20 protein-coding genes and 1 other RNA gene are annotated in these 26394 nt (G+C 37.1%); 9 read left to right on the forward strand and 12 right to left on the reverse strand.

The genetic code is table 11. The features are described from left to right. Positions 1-112: 112 nt before the first annotated feature. An RNA gene (rnpB, locus tag EZ444_RS09680) (RNase P RNA component class A) lies at positions 113-491 on the forward strand. Positions 492-561: 70 nt separating this feature from the next. After that, complete coding sequence (locus EZ444_RS09685; RefSeq protein WP_131608529.1) at positions 562-1968, forward strand: sigma-54-dependent transcriptional regulator; 1407 nt, start codon at positions 562-564, stop codon at positions 1966-1968. 42 nt (positions 1969-2010) lie between these two features. Here EZ444_RS09685 and EZ444_RS09690 read toward each other — a convergent pair whose 3' ends face one another. The 5 genes from EZ444_RS09690 to gatB all read right to left on the reverse strand — a co-directional run bounded on the left by EZ444_RS09690 (position 2011) and on the right by gatB (position 7938). Continuing rightward, on the reverse strand, positions 2011-3795 hold the full coding sequence (locus tag EZ444_RS09690; RefSeq protein ID WP_131608530.1) for a chloride channel protein: 1785 nt from the start codon (positions 3793-3795) through the stop codon (positions 2011-2013). 13 nt (positions 3796-3808) lie between these two features. Continuing rightward, positions 3809-4531 (reverse strand): RluA family pseudouridine synthase, encoded by a 723-nt coding sequence (locus EZ444_RS09695; RefSeq protein ID WP_131608531.1) that lies wholly within the window; start codon positions 4529-4531, stop codon positions 3809-3811. Between the two features lie 30 nt (positions 4532-4561). Continuing rightward, complete coding sequence (locus EZ444_RS09700) at positions 4562-5251, reverse strand: response regulator transcription factor (protein ID WP_131608532.1); 690 nt, start codon at positions 5249-5251, stop codon at positions 4562-4564. A 105-nt stretch (positions 5252-5356) separates the two neighbouring features. Next, the gene (locus tag EZ444_RS09705; RefSeq protein ID WP_225874685.1) at positions 5357-6469 is read right to left on the reverse strand and encodes a TlpA disulfide reductase family protein; all 1113 of its coding nucleotides are present in this window, start codon (positions 6467-6469) and stop codon (positions 5357-5359) included. Positions 6470-6474: 5 nt separating this feature from the next. After that, positions 6475-7938: an Asp-tRNA(Asn)/Glu-tRNA(Gln) amidotransferase subunit GatB gene (gene gatB / locus EZ444_RS09710; protein ID WP_131608533.1), complete on the reverse strand. Its 1464-nt coding sequence runs from the start codon at positions 7936-7938 to the stop codon at positions 6475-6477. Positions 7939-8111: 173 nt separating this feature from the next. On the opposite strand from gatB, the gene EZ444_RS09715 reads away from it, so the two are divergent. Beyond that, complete coding sequence (locus EZ444_RS09715; protein ID WP_131608534.1) at positions 8112-8762, forward strand: oxidoreductase; 651 nt, start codon at positions 8112-8114, stop codon at positions 8760-8762. Here EZ444_RS09715 and EZ444_RS09720 read toward each other — a convergent pair. The 3 genes from EZ444_RS09720 to EZ444_RS09730 form a co-directional block, all read right to left on the reverse strand. Continuing rightward, complete coding sequence (locus EZ444_RS09720) at positions 8759-10681, reverse strand: TonB-dependent receptor plug domain-containing protein (protein WP_131608535.1); 1923 nt, start codon at positions 10679-10681, stop codon at positions 8759-8761. The genes EZ444_RS09715 and EZ444_RS09720 overlap by 4 nt on opposite strands. A gap of 54 nt (positions 10682-10735) precedes the next feature. Further along, positions 10736-12256 carry an alpha-L-fucosidase gene (locus EZ444_RS09725; protein WP_131608536.1) on the reverse strand — a complete coding sequence of 507 codons (1521 nt, stop codon included), beginning with the start codon at positions 12254-12256 and terminating at the stop codon, positions 10736-10738. Positions 12257-12323: 67 nt separating this feature from the next. Next, positions 12324-13631 carry a hypothetical protein gene (locus EZ444_RS09730; RefSeq protein ID WP_131608537.1) on the reverse strand — a complete coding sequence of 436 codons (1308 nt, stop codon included), beginning with the start codon at positions 13629-13631 and terminating at the stop codon, positions 12324-12326. Between the two features lie 535 nt (positions 13632-14166). On the opposite strand from EZ444_RS09730, the gene EZ444_RS09735 reads away from it, so the two are divergent. From EZ444_RS09735 to EZ444_RS09745, 3 genes are all read left to right on the forward strand, one after another. After that, the gene (locus EZ444_RS09735) at positions 14167-15198 is read left to right on the forward strand and encodes an HNH endonuclease family protein (RefSeq protein WP_131608538.1); all 1032 of its coding nucleotides are present in this window, start codon (positions 14167-14169) and stop codon (positions 15196-15198) included. Then, entirely contained in the window at positions 15198-15563 is a 366-nt protein-coding gene (locus EZ444_RS09740) for an HIT family protein (RefSeq protein ID WP_131608539.1), read from the forward strand. The genes EZ444_RS09735 and EZ444_RS09740 overlap by 1 nt, the downstream gene beginning before the upstream one ends. A 146-nt stretch (positions 15564-15709) precedes the next feature. Continuing rightward, positions 15710-16588 (forward strand): HNH endonuclease, encoded by an 879-nt coding sequence (locus EZ444_RS09745; protein ID WP_131608540.1) that lies wholly within the window; start codon positions 15710-15712, stop codon positions 16586-16588. Positions 16589-16653: 65 nt separating this feature from the next. Here EZ444_RS09745 and EZ444_RS09750 read toward each other — a convergent pair whose 3' ends face one another. From EZ444_RS09750 to EZ444_RS09765, 4 genes are all read right to left on the reverse strand, one after another. Further along, positions 16654-17580 (reverse strand): DNA-binding transcriptional response regulator, encoded by a 927-nt coding sequence (locus EZ444_RS09750; protein ID WP_131608541.1) that lies wholly within the window; start codon positions 17578-17580, stop codon positions 16654-16656. A gap of 2 nt (positions 17581-17582) precedes the next feature. Continuing rightward, positions 17583-19868, reverse strand: a complete 2286-nt coding sequence (locus EZ444_RS09755; RefSeq protein WP_131608542.1) for a sensor histidine kinase — start codon at positions 19866-19868, stop codon at positions 17583-17585. Further along, positions 19868-21088 carry a DNA cytosine methyltransferase gene (locus EZ444_RS09760; protein WP_131608543.1) on the reverse strand — a complete coding sequence of 407 codons (1221 nt, stop codon included), beginning with the start codon at positions 21086-21088 and terminating at the stop codon, positions 19868-19870. The genes EZ444_RS09755 and EZ444_RS09760 overlap by 1 nt, the downstream gene beginning before the upstream one ends. Before the next feature lie 78 nt (positions 21089-21166). Continuing rightward, complete coding sequence (locus EZ444_RS09765; RefSeq protein WP_131608544.1) at positions 21167-21832, reverse strand: HhH-GPD family protein; 666 nt, start codon at positions 21830-21832, stop codon at positions 21167-21169. A 70-nt stretch (positions 21833-21902) separates the two neighbouring features. On the opposite strand from EZ444_RS09765, the gene EZ444_RS09770 reads away from it, so the two are divergent. From EZ444_RS09770 to prfH, 3 genes are all read left to right on the forward strand, one after another. Beyond that, positions 21903-23702: an SIR2 family protein gene (locus tag EZ444_RS09770; RefSeq protein WP_131608545.1), complete on the forward strand. Its 1800-nt coding sequence runs from the start codon at positions 21903-21905 to the stop codon at positions 23700-23702. 616 nt (positions 23703-24318) lie between these two features. Beyond that, a complete protein-coding gene (locus tag EZ444_RS09775) occupies positions 24319-25719 on the forward strand; it encodes an RtcB family protein (protein WP_131608546.1) in 1401 nt (466 codons plus the stop codon). An 11-nt stretch (positions 25720-25730) separates the two neighbouring features. Then, positions 25731-26339: a peptide chain release factor H gene (gene prfH / locus EZ444_RS09780; RefSeq protein WP_225874686.1), complete on the forward strand. Its 609-nt coding sequence runs from the start codon at positions 25731-25733 to the stop codon at positions 26337-26339. The last annotated feature ends 55 nt before the right edge of the window (positions 26340-26394 follow it).

Raw genomic sequence — 26394 nt, forward strand, 5'->3', positions numbered from 1 at the left:
TTATCCAATAACAACAATAAATATATTTTATAAAGAAATAAAATATATTATAGTTTAATACAGAATTTTATAAAAAAGCAGATATAAATTAAGTTTTTGTATCTTTGTGCAAAATGCAAGCTGTTCTATCGCTGGCCCGATCAAAAGGGAAAGAGGAAAGTCCGGGCAACACAGAGCATCTCGCTTCCTAACGGGAAGAGGCTCAGGACTGAATGCCTGAGTTATGGAAAGTGCCGCAGAAAATATACCGCCGATGGCTTTTAAGCACAGGTAAGGTTGAAAACGTGAGGTAAGAGCTCACGATTTTTCCGGGCGATCGGAAGAGTGGTAAACCCCGGGAGTTGAAAGACCAAATAGGCTAACGTATGTAGGGCTGCTCGTCCGATGTTAGTGGGTAGGTCGTTAGAGATAAATGGTAACATTTATAGTAGATTAATGGTAGAATCCTAATTTATTGGGAACAGAACCCGGCTTATAGGCTTGCATTTTTTTATTTTATAAAGGGGTTATTGATAATATAAATTATATTAGTACCCTAACACGAAAATGATTAGCATATCTATGGCAAAATTATTGATAATTGATGATGAGCGGGCAATACGAAACACCCTTCGGGAAATTTTAGAATACGAAAACTACGAAGTTGATGATATAGACAATGGTGTTGAGGGATTAGAGCTCATTAAGAAAAAGAAATACGATCTTGTTCTTTGTGACATCAAAATGAATAGAATGGACGGCATGGAAGTGCTTGAACAAGCATTAGCTTTTAGTCCTGACCTTCCTTTTATCATGATATCTGGCCATGGCACAGTTGAAACGGCCATTGAAGCTAGTAAAAAAGGTGCTTTCGACTTTATTTCTAAACCACCTGATCTAAACAGATTATTAATTACGGTTAGAAATGCGCTTGACAGAGGTACTTTAGTTACTGAAACTAAGGTCTTAAAAAGAAAAGCTAGCAAAACAAGAGATATTCTTGGTAGCTCTGATAGCATCAACAAAATTAAAGAGACGATTGAACGCGTTGCACCTACCGAAGCAAGGGTTTTAATAACCGGCGCCAATGGTAGTGGTAAAGAATTGGTTGCGCGCTGGTTACACGAAAAATCTCAACGTGCTGAAAATCCGCTTATTGAGGTAAACTGTGCTGCTATCCCTTCTGAATTAATTGAAAGTGAACTTTTTGGTCACGAAAAAGGTTCTTTTACCTCAGCTGTAAAACAACGCATTGGTAAATTTGAATTGGCTAATGGTGGTACCCTATTTCTAGATGAAATTGGTGATATGAGCCTTTCTGCACAAGCTAAAGTATTGCGTGCTTTACAAGAGCATAAAATTACCCGTGTTGGTGGCGAAAAAGAACAGGAAGTAAACGTTCGCGTACTTGCTGCGACCAATAAAGATCTTTTAAAAGAAATTGAAGCTGGTAATTTCCGTATGGATTTATACCATCGCTTAAATGTAATTAATATACATGTTCCTCATTTAACGGAACGGACTGAAGATATTCCTGAAATTGCCTTGAACTTCCTTGAAGAAATTTGTCGCGATTATGGGATGCCTGCTAAGAAGATCAACGATGCTGCTATGGCCGCATTGCAAGCTTTACCCTGGACTGGAAACGTTCGTGAGTTGCACAATATGATTGAGCGTTTGATTATTTTAAGTGATAAAGCCATCACCGAAAACGATGTGATCTCTTTTGCCAATCCAGGTGGAGGAACAAACATTGGTGCTATGGGTTCAAACAATGGTCATGCTGGATCGCAAAACAGTCAGTCGATTGACTATGAGAAATTCAACAACTTCCAGGATTATAAAGATCATGCAGAAAGAGAGTTTATCAAATTTAAGCTAGAGAAAAACAATTGGAACGTATCCAAAACTGCTGATGACATCGAAATTCAACGCAGTCATCTATATAGTAAGATTGAGAAATTTGGCTTGAAAAGAGCAACAGAATAAAAAAAAACTCCTGATTAAAATCAGGAGTTTTTTTTTTATACATTACCCCATATAGTCGGCTTGCCTGCTTAGCAAAGCCCTGTACTTATTGAAAACTGCAGTCTTAGAAACAAAGCCCATATAGCGCCCTGCCTCATCCAATACCGGCAATAACCAGGCATTCTCCTTTTCCATCTTCTGCAAGACAATTTTCAAATGGTCAGAAATAACCACGACATCCGGGGCAGCCTGCATCAAGTTGTTCACAGACCATTCCTCTGCATGGTTTGTCCCCTTTCTTAAAATATCCTCTACATAAACCAGCCCTTTAAAGGCTTTTTCATCATCTATAACTGGAAACAGGTTCCTTTTAGATTGCAAAATTTCGTTCAAACGTGCTGAGATTAAATCTTGCTCATTCAACACCAAATAATCAGTTTCGACCAGATGTCTTAACTTCATCATATTCAACACTGTGGTATCCTTATCTTCCAATGAGGAGAGCTCTCCCTTTTCGGCTAAAGGTTTGGTATAGATAGAATATTGATTTTTATTCCTGTTGATCAGATAAGAAATAGCCGATGTAATCATCAAAGGAACCATCAAAACATATCCACCCGTGATCTCCGCAATTAAGAAGATCCCAGTAAGTGGTGCATGCATTATCGCGCTTAGCGATGCCGCCATACCTGCAACAATAAAATTGGCCACATTCAAATGAGCGATACCCAAAGTATTAATAGAAAATGCAAGCACAAAACCCATTAATCCGCCCATGATCAAACTGGGTGCAAAGATACCACCATTACCGCCGGCGCTTAAAGTAATCAACGTAGCTGCTGATTTAGCAAAGACGGTAACGACAGTAAACAGGATGATCACCCATGGTAGACTACTATACTCAGAAAATATACTATTTGTAAGTAAAGCCGTGTAATTACCGCCTAAAAGGCTTTTGATAGTGATGTAGCCTTCTCCATATAAGGTTGGGAATAAAAACACCAACAAGCCCAACATTAAGCCGCCTACCACTACTTTTTTATAAGGATTGGTGATCTTATAAAAAGAACCCTTAATAAAAGCATTGATCTTTGTAAAATAGATAGAGAAAATACCGATCAATACCGCCAGTAAGACATAATAAATCAAGGCATTCATTTTCCATCCTTCTGTAACCAGGAAAAATAACTGTTCGTTGTAAAACAAACGTGCGACTACTGCGGCTGTAGCCGAGGCCAGTAATAAAGGTATAAACGCGGGAATAGTAAATTCTGGAAGTAAAATTTCTATGGCGAACACCATTCCAGCAATCGGACTATTAAATGCGCCTGCGATACCTGCCGCTGCACCACAGGCCAACAACATGGTCGTCTCTCTATAGGATAAACCTAAGAAACGGCCAACAACAGAGCCAATAGCTCCCCCACTGGTTACAATAGGTGCTTCCAATCCTGTAGAGCCTCCAAAACCTACTGTTAAAGCAGCCGTGATGACTTGCGAGTAGGTATTATGAGGTTCGATCTTACTTGATTTTTTAGAAATCGTATACAGTATTGGAGTTAAACCCGTTTCAAACTTCCCTTTCCTGATAAAGCGTCGGACATACATGACCGACAGCAGGATTCCGATAAAAGGGAAGAAGAAAAATAGGTAATACTTGTACTGCCACTGAAAGCCTGTCTGCAAAAAATCTTCGATATGGTGCGTTATGGCTTTCAGTAAAGATGCGGCAAGGCCAGCAAGGATACCTACAATTAGTGCTGCAATGACAAGAAAGTTCCGGTTAGAGATCTTTGTTTTCCTGTACTGATTAATTGCGTCTACATAATTCACTAACCTAACGTACATTTCCAGCTAAATTTTAGGCATCAAACTTATCTAATAATTTAATGAGTGTGGCGAAATCTTTAGGATATGGGGCTTCTATTACGATGTCCTGTCCATCCAGTCCTTTAAATACAAGGTGCCTGGCATGTAGGGCAAAGCGTTTCATAATAGGCTGCTCCTCGTCGTCTTTAGCAATACGGTAACCTTTTTTCATGCTCGAAAGGAATACCGGCTTACCTCTATACATATCATCACCCGCAATTGCAGCGCGCTGCGTGGCCAGGTGAATCCTGATTTGGTGCATACGCCCGGTAATGGGCTTACATTCTACCAAAGTATAGTGTCTGTAATGTTTTATCGTATTAAAGATAGTTTCTGCGCGTTTACCCTCTTTACGATCAATCGTAACGCTTTTATTGCCATCATTTAAGATCGGAAGGTCAATAAAAAGGTCTTTGAAGGTAAACTGACCATCAACAATGGCATGGTAAGTTTTATTGATTTTACGCTTTTCGAACTGTATGGCCACATTGCGATATGCTTCGGGCGTTTTAGCGATAATAATGGCACCGGATGTTTCTTTATCTAAACGGTGACATACCTGAGCATCAGCTGAATACTGCCTTGCCAGGCGAAGAATATTTACTTCTCCTGAACCGCCGCGCTCGTCTAATGAAGCTACAAACGGCGGTTTATTTACTACGATATAATCATCGTTTTCAAATAGGATAAGATCTTTAAAGGAAGGATATTTCAATATGATAAGAATTTCTTAGCTGCAAAAGTACTAAGAAAGTTCGAATTTATAGCCCACTCCTTTAACTGTTGCCACATAAGTTTCGCCTAATTTCTCGCGGAGCTTACGAATATGTACATCAATAGTACGGTTGGTAACCACTACAGAGTCTTCCCAAATATTCTTTAAGATTGATTCTCTGGTGTATACTTTTCCAGGTTTTGAAGCTAACAGATAAAGCAATTCGAATTCTTTTTTGGCCAATACCACTTTCTTACCACTCTGATAAACCAGGTAAGCTTCTCTATCAATCACTAAATCTCCGATTTCAACTTTATTGTCAGATACCTCGTCAGCACTTGAATTTCTTCTTAATATAGCGTTAATACGGCTTACCAAAGCGCGAGGCTTAATAGGCTTAGCAATATAATCATCTGCACCTACATTAAAACCAGCAATTTCAGAGTACTCTTCACTGCGTGCAGTAAGGAACACCATAAATGTGTTTTTAAACTCAGGAATTGCACGCATAAGTCTGCAGGCCTCAATTCCGTCCATCTTCGGCATCATGATGTCGAGAATAATTAAATCAGGGTGTACCTTCTTTGCAATCGTAATTCCCTCCTGCCCGTTTGACGCTAAATAAACCTGATAACCTTCTTTTTTAAGATTATACTCTATCAGCTCTAAAATATCTGGTTCATCATCAACAATAAGTATCTTCTGTTTTACGGTGCTCATAGCTTTAATTATTTGTTACGAAATTAAGTAATCAATTACAATGTAGCGTTAAACCTAAGTTAACAAATTGTTAATAAGCTCATCTATATTAACATGGATTTAGGCTTAGCGTAAAGTCTTACTCAAAAATGCCTCCAATTGTTCACCACGAAGGTTTTTAGCGATGATTTTTCCGCTTGGATCTACAATAAAAGAACTTGGTATAGCTTCGATCGCATAAAGCTTTGCCATAGGACTATCAAAATCTTTCAAATCGCTGCCTTGTGCCCAGGTTAATTTATCGGCCATAACAGCACTCTTCCATGCTGCAGGATCTTTATCTAAGGATATACCCAATATGGTAAAGTTCTTATCCTTATAAGTGTTGTAAGCCTTAACTACGTTAGGATTTTCTTCTCGGCATGGTCTGCACCATGAAGCCCAGAAATCAAGCATCACATATTTACCTTTAAAATCAGACAATTTGATTGACTTTCCATCGATACCATCAACAGTAAACTCTGGAGCTGGTTGTCCAACTTGTACAGATTTAAGCTTGGCCATTCTTACCAAAAACTCAGTTACAGCGGCATTGTCATTAAAATTACTTTTGATTTTATCAGCATAATCCGACATTTCTTGCTCATACTCGGCCGGATTCAAAAGGTTTATCGCATAAAAGCTAGCCAAAGAAGTTGTATTGCCTTGTGCAAACTTTAACACCGCTTTATTCAATCCATCAATTTCCTGCGTATATGCTGGTTTCAATTGTTCCATAATCGCATCCCTTTGATCAGGTTGAGCGGCTACAGCCTCATCAAATTTCTTCTGAATTTCAGAGATTTTGCCCATATACTGGTTTTTCACTTTGTTCAGTTCTTCCAGTTTATCAGCTTCCATAGCACCAGAAATGCTATAAGCAAGGGTTTTATCTGCTAAATCCGCATTAATCTTAATCTGATCACCATTTTTGGCAATGATCATGTATTCACTGTGACCAGAAGAGATTCTAAAAAAATCAACGGCAGCTGAACTGTGCGTAAATTTAAACTCTCCTTTATCAGAAAACACGGTAGAGTCTAATGGGGTTTGATGATCTTTCTGCAAGCCAAACAAATAAACTTTGCTACCTGGAGTTGCATTTTTAAATTGTCCTTCTATTACAAAACTGCCTTTATCTTTACATGCTGCAAATACAACGCACATCAATAATATATAGCTTATTCTCTTTATCATCATCTTCATTATTTTAACTTTTCTTGTAACAATTCATTTATTTTCTGAGGGTCAGCCTTTCCCTTGGCAAGTTTCATTACTTCACCAACAAAAAGCCCTAACACTCCTTTTTTTCCTTTTCTATAGGCTTCAACCTGAGGTTGATACTTAACCAGAACGTCGTCTACAAAGGTCGACAATTCGTCGCTATTCTCTACAATCAGCAGATTCAGCTTCGCGGCCAGTTCCATCACATTGTCTGCCGGTGCTTTAAACAGCGCTGGTAACAATTGTTGCAAGGCGATCTGCTGGGTGATTTTCTTATCTTCCACCATATTGATCACATCGGCAAGCTGCTCTGGGATCACTTTAAAATCCGCTATTCCTATTTCTTGCTCGTTTAATAAGGCCCTAACGGAACCTGTAAGCCAGTTCACCAGGCTCTTTTTGTTATTTACAAAAGGCAATGCTTCATTAAAATAACTTAACAAATCATGATCTTCGGACAACATTGTGGCTTCAGAATCACTTACACCGTAATCCGTTACCAGCTTTTTGGCAATTTCCTGTGGCAAAGCAGGCATATCAAACTTCAACTGCGCCAACCACTCATCTGATATATGTACAGGCGCAAGATCTGGATCTGGGAAATAACGGTAATCATTTGCTTCTTCTTTACTTCTCATTGGTGCCGTAGTACCATGATCAGCATCAAAAGTAAGGGTACTCTGTATAATCTTTCCGCCAGCCAGAATCACTTCTTTCTGCCTTCCATATTCAAAATCCATTGCCCTACGCACATTTCTGATTGAATTTAGATTTTTCACCTCACAGCGAGTTCCAAATTCAATCGTTCCTTGTTCGCGAATAGAGATGTTGGCATCACAACGTAAACTCCCCTCTTCCATATTTCCATCACTCACATCCAGGTGACGAACCAGCTTCCTGATCTCTGTTAATAAAAGTGAGGCTTCTTCTGCACTTCTGATATCAGGTTCTGTTACGATTTCAATTAGCGGTACACCGGCCCGGTTTAGGTCAACGTACGAATATTTATCATCCTGATCGTGCAAACTTTTACCTGCATCTTCTTCCAGGTGAATCCTATTGATCCCTATCCGTTTTTCTTCACCATTACTCAAAGTTACATTGATGAAACCATTCTGGCAGATGGGCTTATTGTCTTGCGTAATCTGATACCCCTTAGGCAGATCGGCATAGAAGTAATTTTTGCGATCGAAATAATTGACTTGATTGATGGTGCAATTTAAGGCTAGGCCCATCCGCACTGCTTTTGCAACTACCTCTTTATTTAATTTAGGCAATGCACCTGGTAGGGCTAAAGAAACTGGAGATATATGTTCATTGGGTTTTGCACCGAAAGAAGCACTATCAGACGAGAATATTTTCGATTGTGTATTTAATTGTACATGGATCTCTAAACCAGATACCAATTCGAATTCTGATGGAGAAACTGCAGTTTTCGTACTCATTTATAGGCAATAATTTTCTTAAAAATTGATGTATTTGATATACAAACATAACTATTTATACCTTACAAACGGAGTTCTGTCGCCATAATTATACTTGCAAATGGCACATTAAAGCTTTATCCAAGCAAAACTTATCGCCCTACCCAATTGTTAATCTCCTATATTTGGATAAAATGGAAGCAATAATTGCAGGAGCTACGGGTTTAATTGGAAGCAGTTTATTGCACCAACTACTAGATCACCCCGATTACACAATGATTACCGCTGTAGTTAGGAACGAAATACACCTACAGCACCCTAAGTTTCGGCAGGTAGTGGTTGATTTTGATCGACTCGAAAACCATCAGGAAGATATCAAGGGCGATGTGGTATTTTGTGCATTGGGTACAACCAAAAGTAAAACGCCCGACAAAGCGCAATACCGAAAAATAGATTACCAATACCCATTGGACATTGCATTTATTGCGCAGCAAAATGGCGCCAGTCAGTACCATTTGGTATCGGCACTAGGCGCCAATCCAGACTCTTCTATCTTTTACTCCAAACTAAAAGGCGAAGTGGAGCGCGACCTTAAAACCATTCCTTTTAAAGCCATACACATCTATAGACCATCGCTGTTAGTTGGCGACCGTAAGGAACACCGTACCGGAGAAGGCATCATGATTGGGCTGATGCGGTTTTTAAATCCTTTGCTTATTGGTGGGTTAAAAAAATACCGAAGCATAAAAATAGAAAAGGTTGCTTCAGCCATGCTAAAGCAATCCTTAAAACCACTGTCAGGTATATTTACTTATGATTCAGATCAGATAGAAGAATTAGGTTAAAAGCTTGTCTTTAGGCCTAATGTAAACCAGGAACCTGGCATCGGCACTGCTCCCGCTTCAATATATTGTACATTAAACAAGTTGGCACCATCTGCATAAATGCTGTAGTTTTTCTGTTTAAAAGCTACTCTGGCATCCATTACCATATAATCCTTGTAATTGATGCGCTCGCTGTAACGAGTGGTTAGGCTTAAAGAAAACAGTTTGTAAAAATCAGCGCTCACCGTACTGCTCAACTGATTTCTTAAGCTCTCCAAGGCATAGCGCGAGAACACAGCTGTAGCCAAAGTCTTTTTAAAGCTTGGAGTTAAATTAGTGTAGGATGCCCCTATTCGCACCTGACTAAATACGCCTTCTGTTGCCGGTAATAAACTATAATCTGCGCTCAAGGTAAAGCCTTTAGTATTTACGCGGCTAAAATTTTGTGGCTGCCAAGGGTCGGTCTGCAAGGTCTTTACCCAATCAATAAAATTATCTATCCTACGCACAAAATAGCTTGCATTTAATGCCAATCGTTCATTGTTAAACTTCAATCCCCCTTCAGCATATTGCGATTTCTCCGGTCTTAACTGGTCGTTACCAATATTTGTTGGCCCTTTATAATATAAATCGGTATAAGTTGGTAAGCGTTGCCCGGTACCTACGTTTGCAAATACCCGCCAATTGCCATAAAAATTATAACCCGCATCCAATCCCGGAAAAGCTTGCCAGCCATAATCAGAGTTATAATTGGTATACACACCGGCATTGATTAATAAACGCGATACTGGCTCAAATTTATACTCGGCAAACATACCGGCATTATTACGGTTCCTTTTCCCAAGATTGGTACTTTTGATGCGTTCTGTTCTGGCTTCTAAACCCAAGCCGAATGTTCCTATTTTAGTTTGGATGGTATTGTTCAATTCCGCATCAAACACATTGGTTTTATGTAGATTATGAAACTTCTCAGGTGTTTGTTTGATGTATAAATAGTCATCTACATTATTTCTGTAGCTGATCCTTGGAACGATTGTCCAGTTTTCGGTTAATTTAGTGGTATAAGCAATGGAGGCTAATGCCGTTTTAACTGTTTCTTCCGATTCCTTATCACCCGGCGAAGAGTAAAAACCATTGGCACCAAAGTTATTGTGAACATAGCCTGCAAGCACATCTATTACATCTGTCTTCCCTACAGCATATTTACCCTGGTAATAAACCTTCTGATTGTTAAAAGCAGTATTGTAACGGTAGCCATTGCCTGCTTCCTGTCCTGCAGACAATAAATGGCTTGATCCCTTTAGTACTAAATTGCCACTGGCATGTACGCCATAGTTATAATATTTATCACCAGATGCATTGTCCTTAAAACTGCTGCCGGCAAAGACATTTGTCGAGACACCTGTTTTTATAGGATTACGTGTGACAATATTGATCGCACCAGTTAAAGCGTTAATGCCATAAACCCTGGATGCCGAACCTCGTAAAACTTCAATATGATCTATGTCATCCATATTGATCGGCAAGTTCATCATGTTATGGCCTGTTTGCGGATCAGAAACCTTAATCCCATTGATCAACACAAGGGACTGATCAAATGTACCACCATCTATGCTGATATCGGCTTGCAAACCACCCGGCCCACGCTGACGAACATCAACACCCGATACATAACTCAATAGCTCAGAGATTGATCGGGCAGGTAGTGTTTTAATCTTCTCCTGATCAATGATCCAAATGTTTCTATTTTGCTTAGAAAAAGGCAACTGAAGCCTGTTTTCTTTTACCACGACTTCATTCAGCTTATTAATGCTATCCCCTTTTAATTTAAGAGGTTGTTGTGCATGAGCAGACAATGAAGAGCATATGGAGAGCGCCGAAAACGTTGAGAGCGTTGTGAACAGAATTACAGGAAAAGCCACGCGTTTTAAAGACATCATATTTTAGTTTCGAGCGGCAAATATAGTATCTCTACACTAAAATCAACAGATCTCTCAATACAATCCCAATTCGCTTACCGCTATACATACTGGCGCATAAAACTTTACCCTAACCCGATCCGCTGTTTCTGTTTGCGGCAATCGGATAATACGGTTGGCACCAATGCTGGTTGCCTTAGCAATTTGTACCCAGGCATTATTCTTATAAACCTCTACACCTACGCTATCTATTCTTTGACCCAATTTAATGTTTTCACGTAACTGAACGATAGAGAAACTTACCGGTTTTATAAATTCAAGTTCAGCTGTTGCTTGATGTACCGCATCATCTGTAGCCCAATAACTGTAACGATCCCTGTCAGTTAAGTTGGCCGAGCCAAATAAAACCAGTCCCTTATTACGCTCATTTAATAAATTCGATGGATTACCACTACCCAATAAAAAATTCATCCCACCACGAACATTTGATAAACTGATTTTTGCTTGCTTTGCCAGATTATTTGCAAATACTTTTTTTAGCATTGCTCCAAACTTTGCCAATGTATCTACATCATTTTGATGAAGTAATCCTTCTGTTGTCGGCGATAATCCAAGATCCAAACTACCACCTCTGCCCACCGAGCTGCAATAAATATTAAAAAGTTGCGCAACAGATTTCACTTTATCATCCTGATCCTTATGATAAAACCAGCCTGGTCTTAAAGCAACATCAGCTTCAAAAGGAATCCATTGCTTACCACCTCTCGTTCCGCTGCCCAGATTAGCCTCATTCATAAAGCCAGGCATAGCCGGTTTTCCATTTTTTCCTTCAATTGTAATCGTAGCCCAGCTGGTCTCGGGCGCAAGTCCCCTTTCATTACCAAGCCACCTTACATCCAAACCTACATCACTAAATATAGCCGCATTAGGCTGCATTTTACGCGTTATATTTTCCCAGGTATTGTGCCAATCATAATACTTAGATTGATCTACTTTTCTTTGCTCCTTTTTCCCGCCATAATAACCATCGCCACCATTGGCCCCATCATGCCAACTCATAAACAATTCGCCATAGTTGCTATACAATTCCTTTATCTGGTTTCTGTAGACGTCGATATAGGCCGGACTACCATAATTAGGGTTATTCCTATCCCAAGGCGAACAGTATACGCCGAACTTCAGTCCTTCCTTTTTTGCCGCCAGTTGAAAATCCTTTACCAGATCCCCCTTACCATTTCCCCAAATGCTTTTACTAATGTTATAGTCGGACGTTTTTGTAGGCCATAAGGCAAAGCCATCATGGTGTTTGGCGACAGCTATTACCCCATTAAATCCAGCAGCTTTAGCAGCCTGCACAATTTGTAATGCATTAAATTTTGTAGGATTGAAAAGTGAGGGTTCAGCATCACCATAGCCCCATTCTTTGTTCTGAAAGGTTGTCGGTGTAAAATGAATCAGGCAGTACATTTCTGTCTCATGCCATTTCAACTGCCTTGGCGAAGGCAGAACTCCATAAGGTTTAGGGGCTTTGACTTGCGCAACTAATGTGCTAGTTAAACACAAAATAAGAGCGAATACGGTTAATTTCTTTATCATTTAAAAACCAATTATACGCTAATATAACATCTAATTTTCTTTTGGAAAGGACAAAGGAATGAATTAATCAGCTTTTATAGAATAAGAATGAAGGATCTGAAATCACCAGGACAGTCATTAGTTTTCGTGCTTTCATCAATATGATACCTTGTTGGGCCAGCACCTTGCGCAAATCTTCAAGATTGGTCATATCGGCTTTTATGGTTAGGTCTATTTCGTAGGTTATGTTAGCCATATCCAAAATGGGGTCCTCATTTTGATTGTACATCATTATTTCTTGTAGCACCCTAGCCATCTTTACCTTCTTAAAGGCAAAACCGGAACTGTTTCCCTTGATACTGCTCGTTACAGCCTTGCTCCTTAGGTCCTGGGCCGCTTTCTCCGTCATAGTTAACATCCAGCAGGGCATATCCTGTCGCTCCTCCTCTACATTGTAGCCAAAGTATTTCTTTAAATCGCATTGCATAGCATATTGCATATAAGGCTTATTCTGCTTTTCATTTGGCACCGATAAGGCGTAGTTATAAAAACCCTTTTGCGTATTGACATCATTATTAAAAGGTTCAAAATCAGTCAATCGTAGAACAGGCCATTTATACACACGTCCATATAAATTCGAATCTACAGCTGTCCAGCGCGATTTCCCATAATAAGCTATATTGTAAAGATCAGCCAGGCTCGTTCCATTTGTTGCGTATTTACCTGTTACAACCCCTCTTTCGATATCATAATCCCTATCCATTGTAATCTCCTTGCTCCATTTACTGAGCTCGGATCTATGGAAAAAAGTAGATTCATTGACTTGCTGAGCCTTTGTGCTTAGCACAAGTAACAAACTAATGATTAATGTAGCGAGTAAGTTTTTGCAGTTCATAGGCATTAAATTATAACCAGGAGATTGTACTATATACGGATTAATTTTTGATTCGGATGTAGGAGAATGAGGCATTAGTTTATTTAAGTTGAATTCCTCCGTCCAATACGATTCATCAGTATGTTTGGCATAGGCCTTATAATGTGCTATGCCATTCGCTGTGATCAGTAGCTGATGGGCTTCGAGTTGATTTTCTGGATGCATAAATGTTAGTTCTTCTTCTGGAGTAAATGTAATATACGCCCAATCTTCATGTCTGCCTAAAATTCCTTTTGCTATGCGCCGATCTGGACTATTGTAATAGCTTATGGATCGATCCCAAAAGCTATGGCAGTTGAAATCTTTATCCGCTTTGAATTGGCTTATGGCCTGTAAGCGGGTTTGAATAAGCGCTTTCCAAGATGCTGTTGCATATATAATAGCAAATTCGACACGATCCCAATCACTTGTCGTGTTGGCTTTAATCAATATGTGTTCCGTTGGTTTCCTTGATCTTTTCATTTTCTTCCATTTTCAGGGTTGTTAATGCTGATATTAATGGAATCAGTAAGGAGGGGAATATTTACAGGTATTATGAATGTTATTCATAATTTTTCTGCGTTCGGCAGAAATTATTAAACAAAAAGCGTGGAACCCCACTTACCGCTTTAGAGGCCCTAGGAAGCCTTGGAACGAATAAGCAAGGCCCACGCTTATTGCGTGAGCACTCTTCACTTATCCTCTTGTTCCGTTGAAATTTCCTAGGTTTCTAAAGCAAGATTCTTAAGTGCTAAATGCTTCAAATATTTTGAAGATTCGGCAAAAGTATAATATTAGCTTGTTACATACATTTTTATTTTATCAAATATACATATATTAAATTTATTGACACATATTTTTCTATAAAATTAATTATTGTGATAATTTATAATATTTTGGACGGATTCACAGAATTTTGAGGTCAGAGATGGACATTTATATTGTTACAATGACAATAATACCGTCAGTTTAACCAAAATTCTGTAACTAATCTCAAATATTTGTACCTTGATTCGTCATGAGTACACAATTTCAAATTAATGATCCCTCACTAGAATCTCAATGGAGATCATTGATTCTATTTGGAAAGAATTCCGCTACCTATAAATTTGCCTTTGCAAAGTCATTAATTCACCTAATCGACAATCAGACAACCTCCATTAGTTTAGCCGATTTAGCAGTACCGTTTGCAGGTCATATTGTAAACCACCTAAAAGCTAGCGATAAACAAGGCAGTTCTCAGAGTAGTAAATTTCTAAATAGTTGTCGTGCTTTTATAAATAATGAGTTATCTCAAGACCAGCTATATAGAGATACGGAGAAATATGGTTTTGTAAACGTAATTGATGCATTTCAAAATGTTAATGGTGGCGCCATACCTAACGTATTTTATGAAAAGAATTTTGCTGCGGATAAAAAGGAAATAATAATTACGGACAGCTTACTCAAGCTACGTGATACCTTTCAATTTAAGAATCTAGATCAAGAGGTTGAAGCTAGGTGGAAACTGGTAGAAACTGCATGGAGTTTGAATGTAAATCGGAATTTACTTGAGGTAAAATACGATGCGCTTGATTCTATGTTATTTGTGCAGAATAATTTCATGCGAAGAGTAAACATTACCTCTGTACGAGATGCACTTAATGGGTATCAAAAAGGCAAGTGTTTCTACTCCTATCAGGACATTTCTATTCGTAAAGGTGATGAATTAAACATGTGTGCTATAGACCATTTTTTACCACACCTCCATAAGCAATACCACCATAATGAAGGTGCAAATATAAATGGCGTTTGGAACCTTGTTCTGACGGACAAACGAATAAATAACAACAAAAGCGCTAGAATACCCGAAAAAAGATTTCTAGAGAGGCTCTTTAATAGAAACGAGTTTTATATTGAAAGTAAACACCCTCTGGCCGAAACCATCATTAATCAAACAGGGACTACACGTGCGCAAAGAATAGCATTTCTAGAAAAACAATATAACTTAGCATCGGAATTGGCCATTCATAAATGGCGACCTAAAATAGAACTAGCAGGAAGTTTTTAATGAAAGATTTTTTAAGTACCCCAAAGCATAACATCATCTATACTAACGATTACTTCTTTATCATCGAAGATGCCTTCCCCGTTTCACCAGGACACCTTTTGATTATTTCCAATATTGTTAGAGCAGATTATTTCAGTTTGACAGATAAGGAGAAGCATAGTCTTGTCGATACCATTGAAGTAGCTAAATCTCTGGTGTTAAAAAAATATACAGCTGACGGCTTTAATATTGGAATGAATTGTGGTGAAACCGCGGGCCAAACAGTATTTCATTTTCATTGTCATTTAATACCGAGGTACAAGGGGGATATGGAGAATCCACGTGGCGGAGTGAGGTATTGCATTCCGGAAAAAGGTAATTATTAAGAAGTTCTTTATTTATACAATTTTAGACCTACAGTAATCTAAACTTTTGTGAATGTATCCAATATTTTGGAGGTAAATGCATAAATTAGCATTATCGTATTCAATATTGTATTTTAAATACAGTATTTTATTAAACTCCAAAATTAATGTTCGACTTTCAAATAAGCCATGAATATCTTCGTGAAGATCTATTAGAATTTGTTGACAGTAAGCAACAACAATCTGGAATTATTTGGGGACCTAAGGAACCTGGATGTGTAATTGTGACTTCCGGAGGAAGACATGGCAAAAAAGCTGGTTATCATGATGGGAAAAATGAGGACGGCAGTTGGAGTTATATCGGTCAGGGATCCAAGGGACATCAGGATCCTGAACGTTTCTCTAACTCACTTCTAACAAATCAACAAAAAAGTGTATTACTATTTAGTACAAAGGAACCCAACAGCAAAGAGGCTAAAGAAAGAGGTAATCATAAAAAGAGATATAAATTCGAAGGGATTTACGAGGTACTTTCCTGGGAGAAAATAAAAGTAACGGAAGGAAAGCGATCAGGCGATCAATTAGTAGTATACCATCTTATTCCTTCTAATAACATATTTAATGACTTTGAAGTAGAAGCCGCTATTCCAATAAAAAATGGACTTTCTTTAGCAGATTTAGAAAAAAAAATTAAAGACACCCCAAGAAAGAACGAGCCAAGAATAAAGCTTACTGTTCAAGAATACAAAGAACGAAGTAGACTGGTTAAAACCTATGCACTTTTACGAGCTAATGGAGTTTGTGAATTATGTGAAAATCCAGCCCCATTTGTTTCCGAAGCTGGAATTCCATTTTTGGAAGTTCACCATATTTTTCGCTTAGCGGATGACGGACCGGATGCTCCAGAAAATGTGGCTGCATTGTGTCCTAATTGTCATAGAGAAAGTCATTTTGGGAAGAATAAAGTAGTAATAAAAAATTTTCTGAAAACAAAAATTCAAAATGTAAAAATAGAAGAGCAAATTGAATTCAGGTATATAAAATAAACCGTGTGATGTAAAATAAACTGTCTTACCTCAATATTTCTAATGAAACACAGCCTAGTTCGTCATTAATCCAACTTAACACTTAAATGGTCAGCCAGACCCAAAAAACTTTCCCTGTGAGTTATTAATTTTTTTCTTATAGAAATACATTGCTTATCGTCACAAACATACGCCTCCCCATCTTGACCAAAACCTGCTAAATGAAGAGTTCCATCTTTTATGATAGATTTAGAATGAGCAAATTTATTCCTAACACCTATCACATCATCACCATAGGTTTTATTTATGTCTAAAAAAGTCAGAACCTCGTCAGTTGGATTCTTTTTCAATAAGTCACGAAATATCCCCCACTTCCTATTAGCCTCAATTTTATGAAAAAATTTCTCAAATCCAAGTTCTTGATATTTCGCCATAAGTTTATCTGGAGATTTCCTCAAAAATCCCTCTATATATTCCTCTACTATTTGGGAAAGGGTATCATCCGTAAGTTTTAGTTTATTATAAGCTAAATCCATAACAATCTGCTCAATAATTACATCTAATTCACTCGTTTCAGAAGTAATTAAGCCTCTAGTGGCATTTAATTCAAGTAATTTCGAAACTGATAACGATATAAGATCTTCTATTTTCTCAATAAGACCTCTTCTACCACTATGGAAAGATATTCTATCATACCCTAATAATTTAACTGCAATCTCTTTGAGATTTGTTTGAGAAGAATAAAATAAAACTTCGTTGTTAATCTTTCGATCCCTTAATTCTTTAATTATTGAGTCTCCTTGTTGACCATCTTGAATATTATAATCAGATATTATTAAATCGTATTTAATTTCATCAAAATATTTAGTAATATCTGCTCCATCTTTCAAAGGTAAAAGATTAGGATTAAATCCCAACTCTCTTAAAAAATCAAGAACCTGATCTAAGTCCCCAGAAGCTTTAAGCTTATTGATCTCATCATCGATCCAAATTATATTATAATTTAACTGCATAATTAAGGTCTTTTAAATGTCAAAGCAAATTCAGCCCCCTTTGTTAATCTAGGTGTAGCAATAATATTTCCATGCATATCATTCATTATTTTTTTAATGTGATAGAGTCCCAAACCCGATCCATTTCTTGTTGTTGTAAAATGAAAATCGAAAACTTTATCAATAACATTAGGTCCAATTCCATTCCCATCGTCTATAACTCTTAGAATTACCTCTTTTGAATTAACTTCTTCCCACAAAAAATCGACATTCCTTGATTTCGCTGTAAGAGCATTACTTAATAGATTATCAACAATTATGGGTATTTCAACAGCCACAAAAGATGTCACTAAAGATAAGTTTTGGGGGGATGAAACTGTAATATTCAATCTCTCATATTCTTTATAAAATTTGCAAACATTTATTACATACTCATTTAAAAAAGTAACGACATCCTTCTTAATTTCACCAACAAACGTATTGAATTTCGTCGATTTATGATATTTAGTAAAAGAAAATATCTTATGATTCTCTAAACTAATCGATGCTATTAAATCAAAAAGAATCGCATTATCAACACCATTCTCTATGCCTTTTGTAAGATTATTCAAGTGCTTATTTATCCAATAAGTTGACTTTTCGGTATGGTGTAATAGACTTTTAAGCTCTTTTGTATCAGCTGTAACCGAATCCTTAAGAAAGGAGTTTTGCCCTGTAGTGTATTCTAGAATTTTAATTGCATCCTCAGCTCTACGTATCTGAGCAGAATTATCCTTCTTCAGACTAAGCCACTCCTTCTCTAATGTGTCCGCATCAAGGATTAGGGCTTTGTTTTTAGAAGTAGCACCTATCCTTTTAAAATTTCTAATTATTTTTTTTGCACTGTTTTCTTCGTGTGTGTCAACTATATTTAATACATCTTTATTATACTCTAAAGCTAGAACAGATTTATCGGACGATACATTCGCTAGAAGCTCTACAAGCTTTCTTTTATATTCATCACTATCTAATTCTTTTAGATTCTCATCGTCTAATCCCCAATGAGCAACTTCCACCACATACTTTTCAAGTCTACGAAGTGCATCCATTAAGAACAATACAATTTCATCAAAACTTTTTGTTTTGACCAAGCCTCCATCTCTACTAGTTGTCTCTTTAAATCCGAAAGCATCACCATGAATCTCAACCTGTCCAATTGTAGTTCTAGTAGTAAGATATCTTTTAAACCCTTGCATACCTCTCGCATCTATTCCGAAAGAATCATCTCGGGGCTCACCGTAAGGCATGATCCTAAATCCATTTTTATAAAGAAATATATTGCCATAATTTACTACGTCAACTCCCATCTTATTTGTAAAATTGAGTTTTGCCGACCTCCCCATAAAATACAATGTCACTTCGACATTCTTTAATTCTAAGTATGTATTTGCTTCAGTAATTTTATAAATAGATTTTTCCCTATCGACTAACTCAGTAATAAGCTCACCCTTATCGTTTATTTTACTATGTATCTTTGTGGTCTTTATATTCAATAGGTCAAATATGAAGTTCTTTACTTCTCCATTTACTGAGACCCTATAACGTAACCATTCCTCATCATCCGCAATATCCTTTGTTGAATTAAAGTCTTCCTCCTCTTCCTCCGGTACTTCAATATAAATTTTAAATAATCTATCATTAAGGGAGTGATTTAAATCGGGCCGCACTAACTTTGACAACTTATCTTTTAACCTTTTAATTTCTTCTCTATTCCAATCATCAACATACACTTCGCTGATTTCTAAGATTGTACCATGTTTAAAATTGAAATTAGAATCTATTAAGATTTCATGTTCAGCCGGTATTTTTTGAAAAAGTTCGGATTGATTAACTTCAAATAATTTCCAATCTATATTTAAAACCTGCGTTTTACCTTTATCTTCTTGACTTTTTGTTATTAATTTGAGTTTCCTTCCTAATCTATCGCTAGAAAAACGACCAACTCCTTTAGCCCCAGCATAATGTCTTGAGATTCTAATTTTATCTCTATAATCACTGTTTGAGTCTTCAGTATTATCTCTTTTTCCTGAATAGGCAACGAAAAGCCATTTATCTTTAATATCAAGATAAGTCATTCCTTTCCCATTATCAGAAATAATAATTTTGGGATTCCCCCCTTTCAGATCTTCAAAACGTATTGTTACTTCCGTAGCTCCGGCATCAAACGAATTTTTAACAAGTTCAAAAACAGCAATATTTTTGTCCGTTATTAATTCACTTCCGATAAGAGTTTTAAGTCCTGAACTTACTTTAAAATGTTCTTTTGCCATTACATAAGTAATCTTTTTAAGATAACACCACTTTGCTCTGCGAATAAAGGAGGAATAGCATTACCAATTTGCGAATATCTAGGAACTTCTTTCGTCCTTTGTTTACCACCTGTTGTGTATTTGCCTTGAAAAGCATACCAATCTGGGAAAGATTGTATCCTAGCGTATTCTCTGACCGTTAATATTCTTGGCTCTTTATAGTGGATATAATCGTCGGGCAAAGTTGTTATTGTCGGGCTCTTGTCATTCCCATCTAGAGGAATGATTGTATGTTTTTTTATATCATATCTTTCTCTAAGTTCTTTACTTAGATCTTTATTTCTTTTACCAACTTCAAGATATACTTTGAACCTTGAAACAATAGCTTCCTTGTGATTCACGAAACGATGACTATCAGGCACAATGTCGAAAGAATCTTTTCTCATTAACTTTTGAAACGGGGTACTATTTTTCGCATAAAAACCTGCATCAAAATTTTTAGTATCAGGAGAGGGCAATACTCCATTACTTTTCATAATATCAGAAATGGCATCAGATAGATTGGTATTAACATTTATACCTTTTTTATCTAAGAAAGAGTATTTATTTTCAGTAAGTAGATCAAAAAAACGTCTCGCAATTCCTCTATCTTTGCCAGCTACATCTTTCCTAACGCCAACTAAAATGAACCTTGTCCTTTTTTGAGGTATACCAAAATCTCCAAAATTCACAAGCATTCCTTTTACTTGATATCCGGCTCTAGTTAATGCACTTTCCACATAATTTACATACTTCTTCCCTTTATCTTTGTTAGTACTAAATTCCTGCGTAAAGCCTTTAACATTCTCAAAAAATATAACCTTAGGCATTACATTCCTAATGAATTTAATATAGGATTTTACTAATTGATTTCTGCTATCACTTTCATCTCTTCGACCTGCCATCGAGAACCCTTGACAAGGAGGGCCACCAGCCACAAGGTCTATAGTCCCCTTCAATTCAGCTAGTTGCTTCTTATAATTACGAAGAATTTGGTTAACATCATGATTTTCTTGAGGAAGCCATTCAGGCCAATCGAAATGCCTTTTATGATCAATTAAATTATGCTTAAGTGTTTTAAAAGCATCTGGACTTTTCTCTATGGCAAACACTCCTTTCCAACCGGCATTATGCAGTCCTAAGGATAATCCACCACAACCAGCAAATAAATCTATGTAGTTTGGAGCATTTAAATTGGGCATAATTATACAATATAGATAACTTGTTAGAACGAAAATATGTTTAATATTTTACAATTCCACAAGAATATTTTAAACATACTAACAATCAATTGAATGCAACTTAAAATACAAACAATTTTTAGATAATGGACAAGAACAACAAAGAGGATTTCTCTTCTTACATATTGATGCTGAGAAATCTAGTATTGCCCAACTTACTTCTTTAGACCTAGAATGATCCACAATCTTTAATGCTAAATCTTGCAAATAAGGGTCGTAGCGGATATCGGATAATTTTCTCGGACCAAAGTATCTTTCAAGAACCCTAGCCATGTTTATATCTAACAAGGGCATCCGTTTATTAAAGATTTGTAATTCAACAGCATTAGCAATATACTGCCCCATAAAAGGCAACTTATTAAGTTCGCTTCTCTCTTTAGGTAACTTACCCTCATTCTCTACCATGTACTTAGCGAGCATGTATAATCTTGATGCCTTTTGTTTATATAATCCGGCCGGTCTTAAAAACGTTTCAATATCGAATAAAATAGCGTTATGTAATGAATCCCAGTCAGGATATTTCGTAATAAATTGATCGTATAATTTCGAAACAGTTTCTGCTTTAGTTCTTTGTAAAAGTACTTCGGAAATTATTATTTGATAATTAGACAAATTTGGTTGACGCCACGAAAAAAAGCGTTGATTACTTTCAAACCACTTTAATAGACGCGATTGCATAAATGAAATCTTTTCAGTTTCCTTCAATGGGCTTTAATTATATACTTTTAACAAAAAAGTATTCAAGTAAGTTTATTTTTTTTAAGATGCCATATAAATGCAAAAAGAATTAGAGGAACTATTAATTTCAACTGCTAACAATCTAAAAAGAAAACAGGCTGCAATATTTTGTGGAGCGGGTATATCTTTTCATTCTGGGCTCCCACTTGCTAACGAAATGATAAATTACATCCTAAAGAGTTGCGATCTTGAGGAAAATGCACGCGAGAAAATAATGAGTTCATCTTTGCCATTCGAAGCTATAATAGAAGCTATTTCAATTGAAACAGGAATTGATGAGATGCTTGACATCTTTGGCAAAGGAGAACCGAATGTAAATCATAAGTGGATAGCCTTGATGGCAAAGCAAGGATTTGTCAACAATATTTTTACAACAAACTTTGATTTGCACATAGAAAATGAATTAACTAAACATGGATTGGTAAATGAGGTTGACTATCAGGTATTTTCTAACGAGTGCGATTTTAATAAGTTGAATTGGCAAAATGAAAAAATCTCACTTATCAAAATACATGGATGTATTTCAAATAAGAAAGATTTGGGTATAACCATGCGGTCTGTGGCCAACAAAACCAATTCTTTAAATAAAAGAAAACTAATCAGCGACTTCTTTACAAAATCTATAAATTCAAAAGTTATCATTACAGGTTACAGCTGTTCAGACCATTTTGATATCTCTCCAGAAATAGAGAGGTTGGACAAAGAGAAAAGCGAAGTTCTTTTTATAGATCATTCATTTGGTGCAGCATTTCTAGAAAACATCAAACTAAAAGTGAATAATAATCCATTTAAGTCATTTAATCAGAGTGTACGATTAAAGATTGATACGGATATTTTCATTAAAGAACTATGGAATTTATCGTCTGATGTCCCTTACGAGTTTACAAAACACCCCAAAACGCTATGGCACATAGACATAGACAATTGGCTGACCCGAGTTTATAATGAAAATACAACAGGATTCAAATACTCTATAACCTCTAGGCTATTATATGCAATCGGAGAATTTACTCTATCACTTATACAAAACGAGAAAGCAATAAACGTTGCGACTTCTTTAAGAAATTCTTTCGCTCTCTCCGCTGAAATCGGAAATAAAGCTATGGCACTTAACCAACTGGCGAGACATCCAGAGGCTATTAAATGTTTAGAGACCTCCATAAGGATGTGTAAAGAAATAGGAAATATACATGGTGAAATAACACAACTTCACGTATTAGGAAATATTCACAAAAATCTCTATGATTTTGAACCTGCGATTCTCAACTTCCAAAGAGCACTTTTTTTAGCCGAAAAAGAACAAATGGAAGTAAGCATATCCTCAATTCTTGGAGATTTAGGAGCTGTATATTACTTACAAAAAGATCATCATCAAGCTATAAGCATCTTAAATAAAGGTTTGTCAATTTCATTAAAAATAGGCAACAAACAGTTTGAAGCCAGTCAATTAATGCATTTAGGGTTATCATACATTGATTTAGGTAACAAATCTATAGGTGTATCTTACTTAAATGAAAGTTACGAAATAAACAAATTAATTGGACATAAATCAGGTCAGTCAATCATAAAAGTAAATCTTGGAAGAATGCATTTTTACGAGAAAAACTTTGACCATGCAATTCAAGAAGCTACAGTTGCATTAAATCTTGCTAAAGAGTGCGAGACGCCTCATATCCAAGCGCTCTGCTATTGTGTAATTGGAGAGTGTTATTTAAGGATGAGAATGAAAACACTAGCAATCGATAATTTAGCAAATAGTTATGAAATTTATAAAGTAAATCACAATCCGAATATTGTTCACGTTCTTGAAAAGATCATAGAGGCTAAAAATCTATAAACAGTAAGAATAATTGGATATTTCCGTCATTAATCCTTATTCTTCGAACTTAAATAACATCTCATCTAATGTCTTTTAAAATTGAATTGGTAATCCAACCATACCAATTTAACTTCAAACGCTGAGAGTATAGTCAGTAATTAAGACTAGACAGAAATCGACAAATAGGAATACACAGGAAAGGGCAACAAAAGCATTCAAAAAACGGTGGAGCTTTTATAACCCAGCCGTTTAAATACGAACTATCATCTTTTATAAATTAATTCTTTATATTTGCGGCTAATTCTTGATTTGTTAACAATAAATATCAAGGAATCATGACAGAGCAAATCTACATATCGCCCCTTTCGCTCATTGCCTAAATTAGGCAGGTAAACACTGTGTTTTATTGAATGCGTTAACGGTTACATTAGTACCCTATAACTTATTTTGCCTGCTTCAATCCATTGGATTTCAAGAGCCTGTTAAAAAAGGGTATATCCTTTCTCAAGGACGAATCGAAATCAAAAATCAATTATTAAAAGAAATTAATTGGATGTCCTACGGACAAACCAAATTGATAACACATCCGGGTAGGCGCATAAAAAGCTTTCCTGGAATCAGAAATATAAGCCACATGGGCAATTTAAGAACAAAAGATTTAAGTAAAATAGGTTATCACAATGATCAGCTGCGAAGTCTGGTGATTGGCATAGCCTCCAAAAATTTTAAACACTACAGTAAACAGCAATTGCTAGATCTGTTAGTGGATATAAAAAACAATCCAGAAGCATTTCTGGATAATGAATTAACGGCTAAAATAGCCGAAAAAATTATAGGCAAGATAAATACACCATCCTTCAAAACTTATGAGTTGAGAGATGAACCAGTATTTTGTAAAACCTATGGTGCTAAGCACATTGAGTCGTCGGCCAAAAAGCAAATGGAGTTGGCCAACTTGTTACCAATCAGCATACAGGGCGCATTAATGCCCGACGCACATATGGGCTTCGGCTTACCAATTGGTGGTGTGTTGGCTACCGATAATGCGGTTATCCCCTACGCTGTAGGAATGGATATTGGTTGTCGGATGGCACTCTCTATTATCGACGAGAGCGATGGTTTTCTGAAACGGTTTGAATACCAGATCAAACAAGCTTTAAAAAACCATACCCATTTCGGTATGGAAGGTGGTCTGGAAATAAGACAAGAACACGAAGTTTTGGATAGCACGATATTTAATGAGATTCCTTTTTTAAAACCCTTACGCGGAAAAGCGGTAAGGCAATTGGGAACCTCAGGTAATGGAAACCACTTTGTAGAGTTCGGTGAGATTGAAATGCTGCCTGATAATACCTTGGGGCTACCTGCTAAAAGGTACACGGCTTTATTAACTCACTCTGGAAGCAGAGGTTTGGGCTCGGCCATTGCAAGGCATTATACCCAAATTGCGATGAACACTTGTAAACTTCCACGCCATGCACAACAATTGGCTTGGTTGGATATGAACAGCGAAGCCGGACAGGAATATTGGCTCACCATGACCTTAGCAGGAGATTACGCTAAAGCTTGCCATGAGCGCATACATGCTAACTTGTTAAAAGCATTAGGATTAACGGCTTTACATGTTGTAGAAAACCATCATAATTTCGCATGGAAGGATAAACTTGCCGATGGAAGATCAGTGATTCTTCACCGTAAGGGTGCAACACCAGCACATGAGAACGAGTTGGGCATTATTCCAGGTAGTATGACTACCCCTGCCTATCTGGTTTCAGGGAAAGGTTCGGCAGATGCCTTGTACTCAGCTTCACATGGTGCAGGTCGTGCAATGAGCCGTCAAAAAGCGAAGGACAGCATGACTGTTTCTGCCATGAAGAAATTGCTGGCCAATGCAGGTGTCAGCTTAATTGGTGGAACGGTTGAAGAAAATCCTTTAGCCTATAAGGATATCGAAGCCGTCATCACAGCTCAACGTGAGCTCGTTGATATTCAAGGCAAGTTTTTCCCACGGATTGTTAGAATGAATAAGGACTAGCCATGAGAAAGATGATGATACAAATCACATCAGGCAAAGGCCCGGCAGAATGCTGCCGGGTTGTAGCTTGTGTGCAAAGCCTGATGATGAAACAGGCCAAACAGCAAGGCATTGAATTCCAGGTCCTGGAAAATAAAGCTGCTGATTTAAACAGAACGCTATTGTCTGCAACGATGATGGCCACAGGAAGCAACCTGGATACTTTTATAGCTGAATGGGCCGGTACCATACAATGGATAGCACAAAGTCCATATAGAAAGTACCATAAGCGTAAAAATTGGTTTGTTGGTGTTGCTGCTTTTGATGTTCAGGATTTGATGCAATGGAACCCTAAGGATGTAAAGTTAGAAACCTGCCGCTCATCTGGCCCAGGTGGTCAGAATGTGAATAAAGTGGAAACTGCGGTAAGGGGAACGCACCTACCCTCTGGCATACAGGTGATGGCAATGGATACCCGCTCGCAACTGGAAAACAAGAAGCTTTGCATGGAAAGGCTCGAAGCCAAACTACTGGTTTGGCAAACAGCACAGTTAATGGAAAAGCAGCATAGTCATTGGCAAGAGCACAATGCACTTGAACGAGGCAATCCGATTAAAACCATAAAAGCAGAATTGCTTTAATCAACAAAGACAAGTTAATTCACGCAATCACGAATATGGCAAATTCGTGATTACG

The organism is Pedobacter hiemivivus (genome assembly GCF_004331685.1).
GTDB lineage: Bacteria > Bacteroidota > Bacteroidia > Sphingobacteriales > Sphingobacteriaceae > Pedobacter > Pedobacter hiemivivus.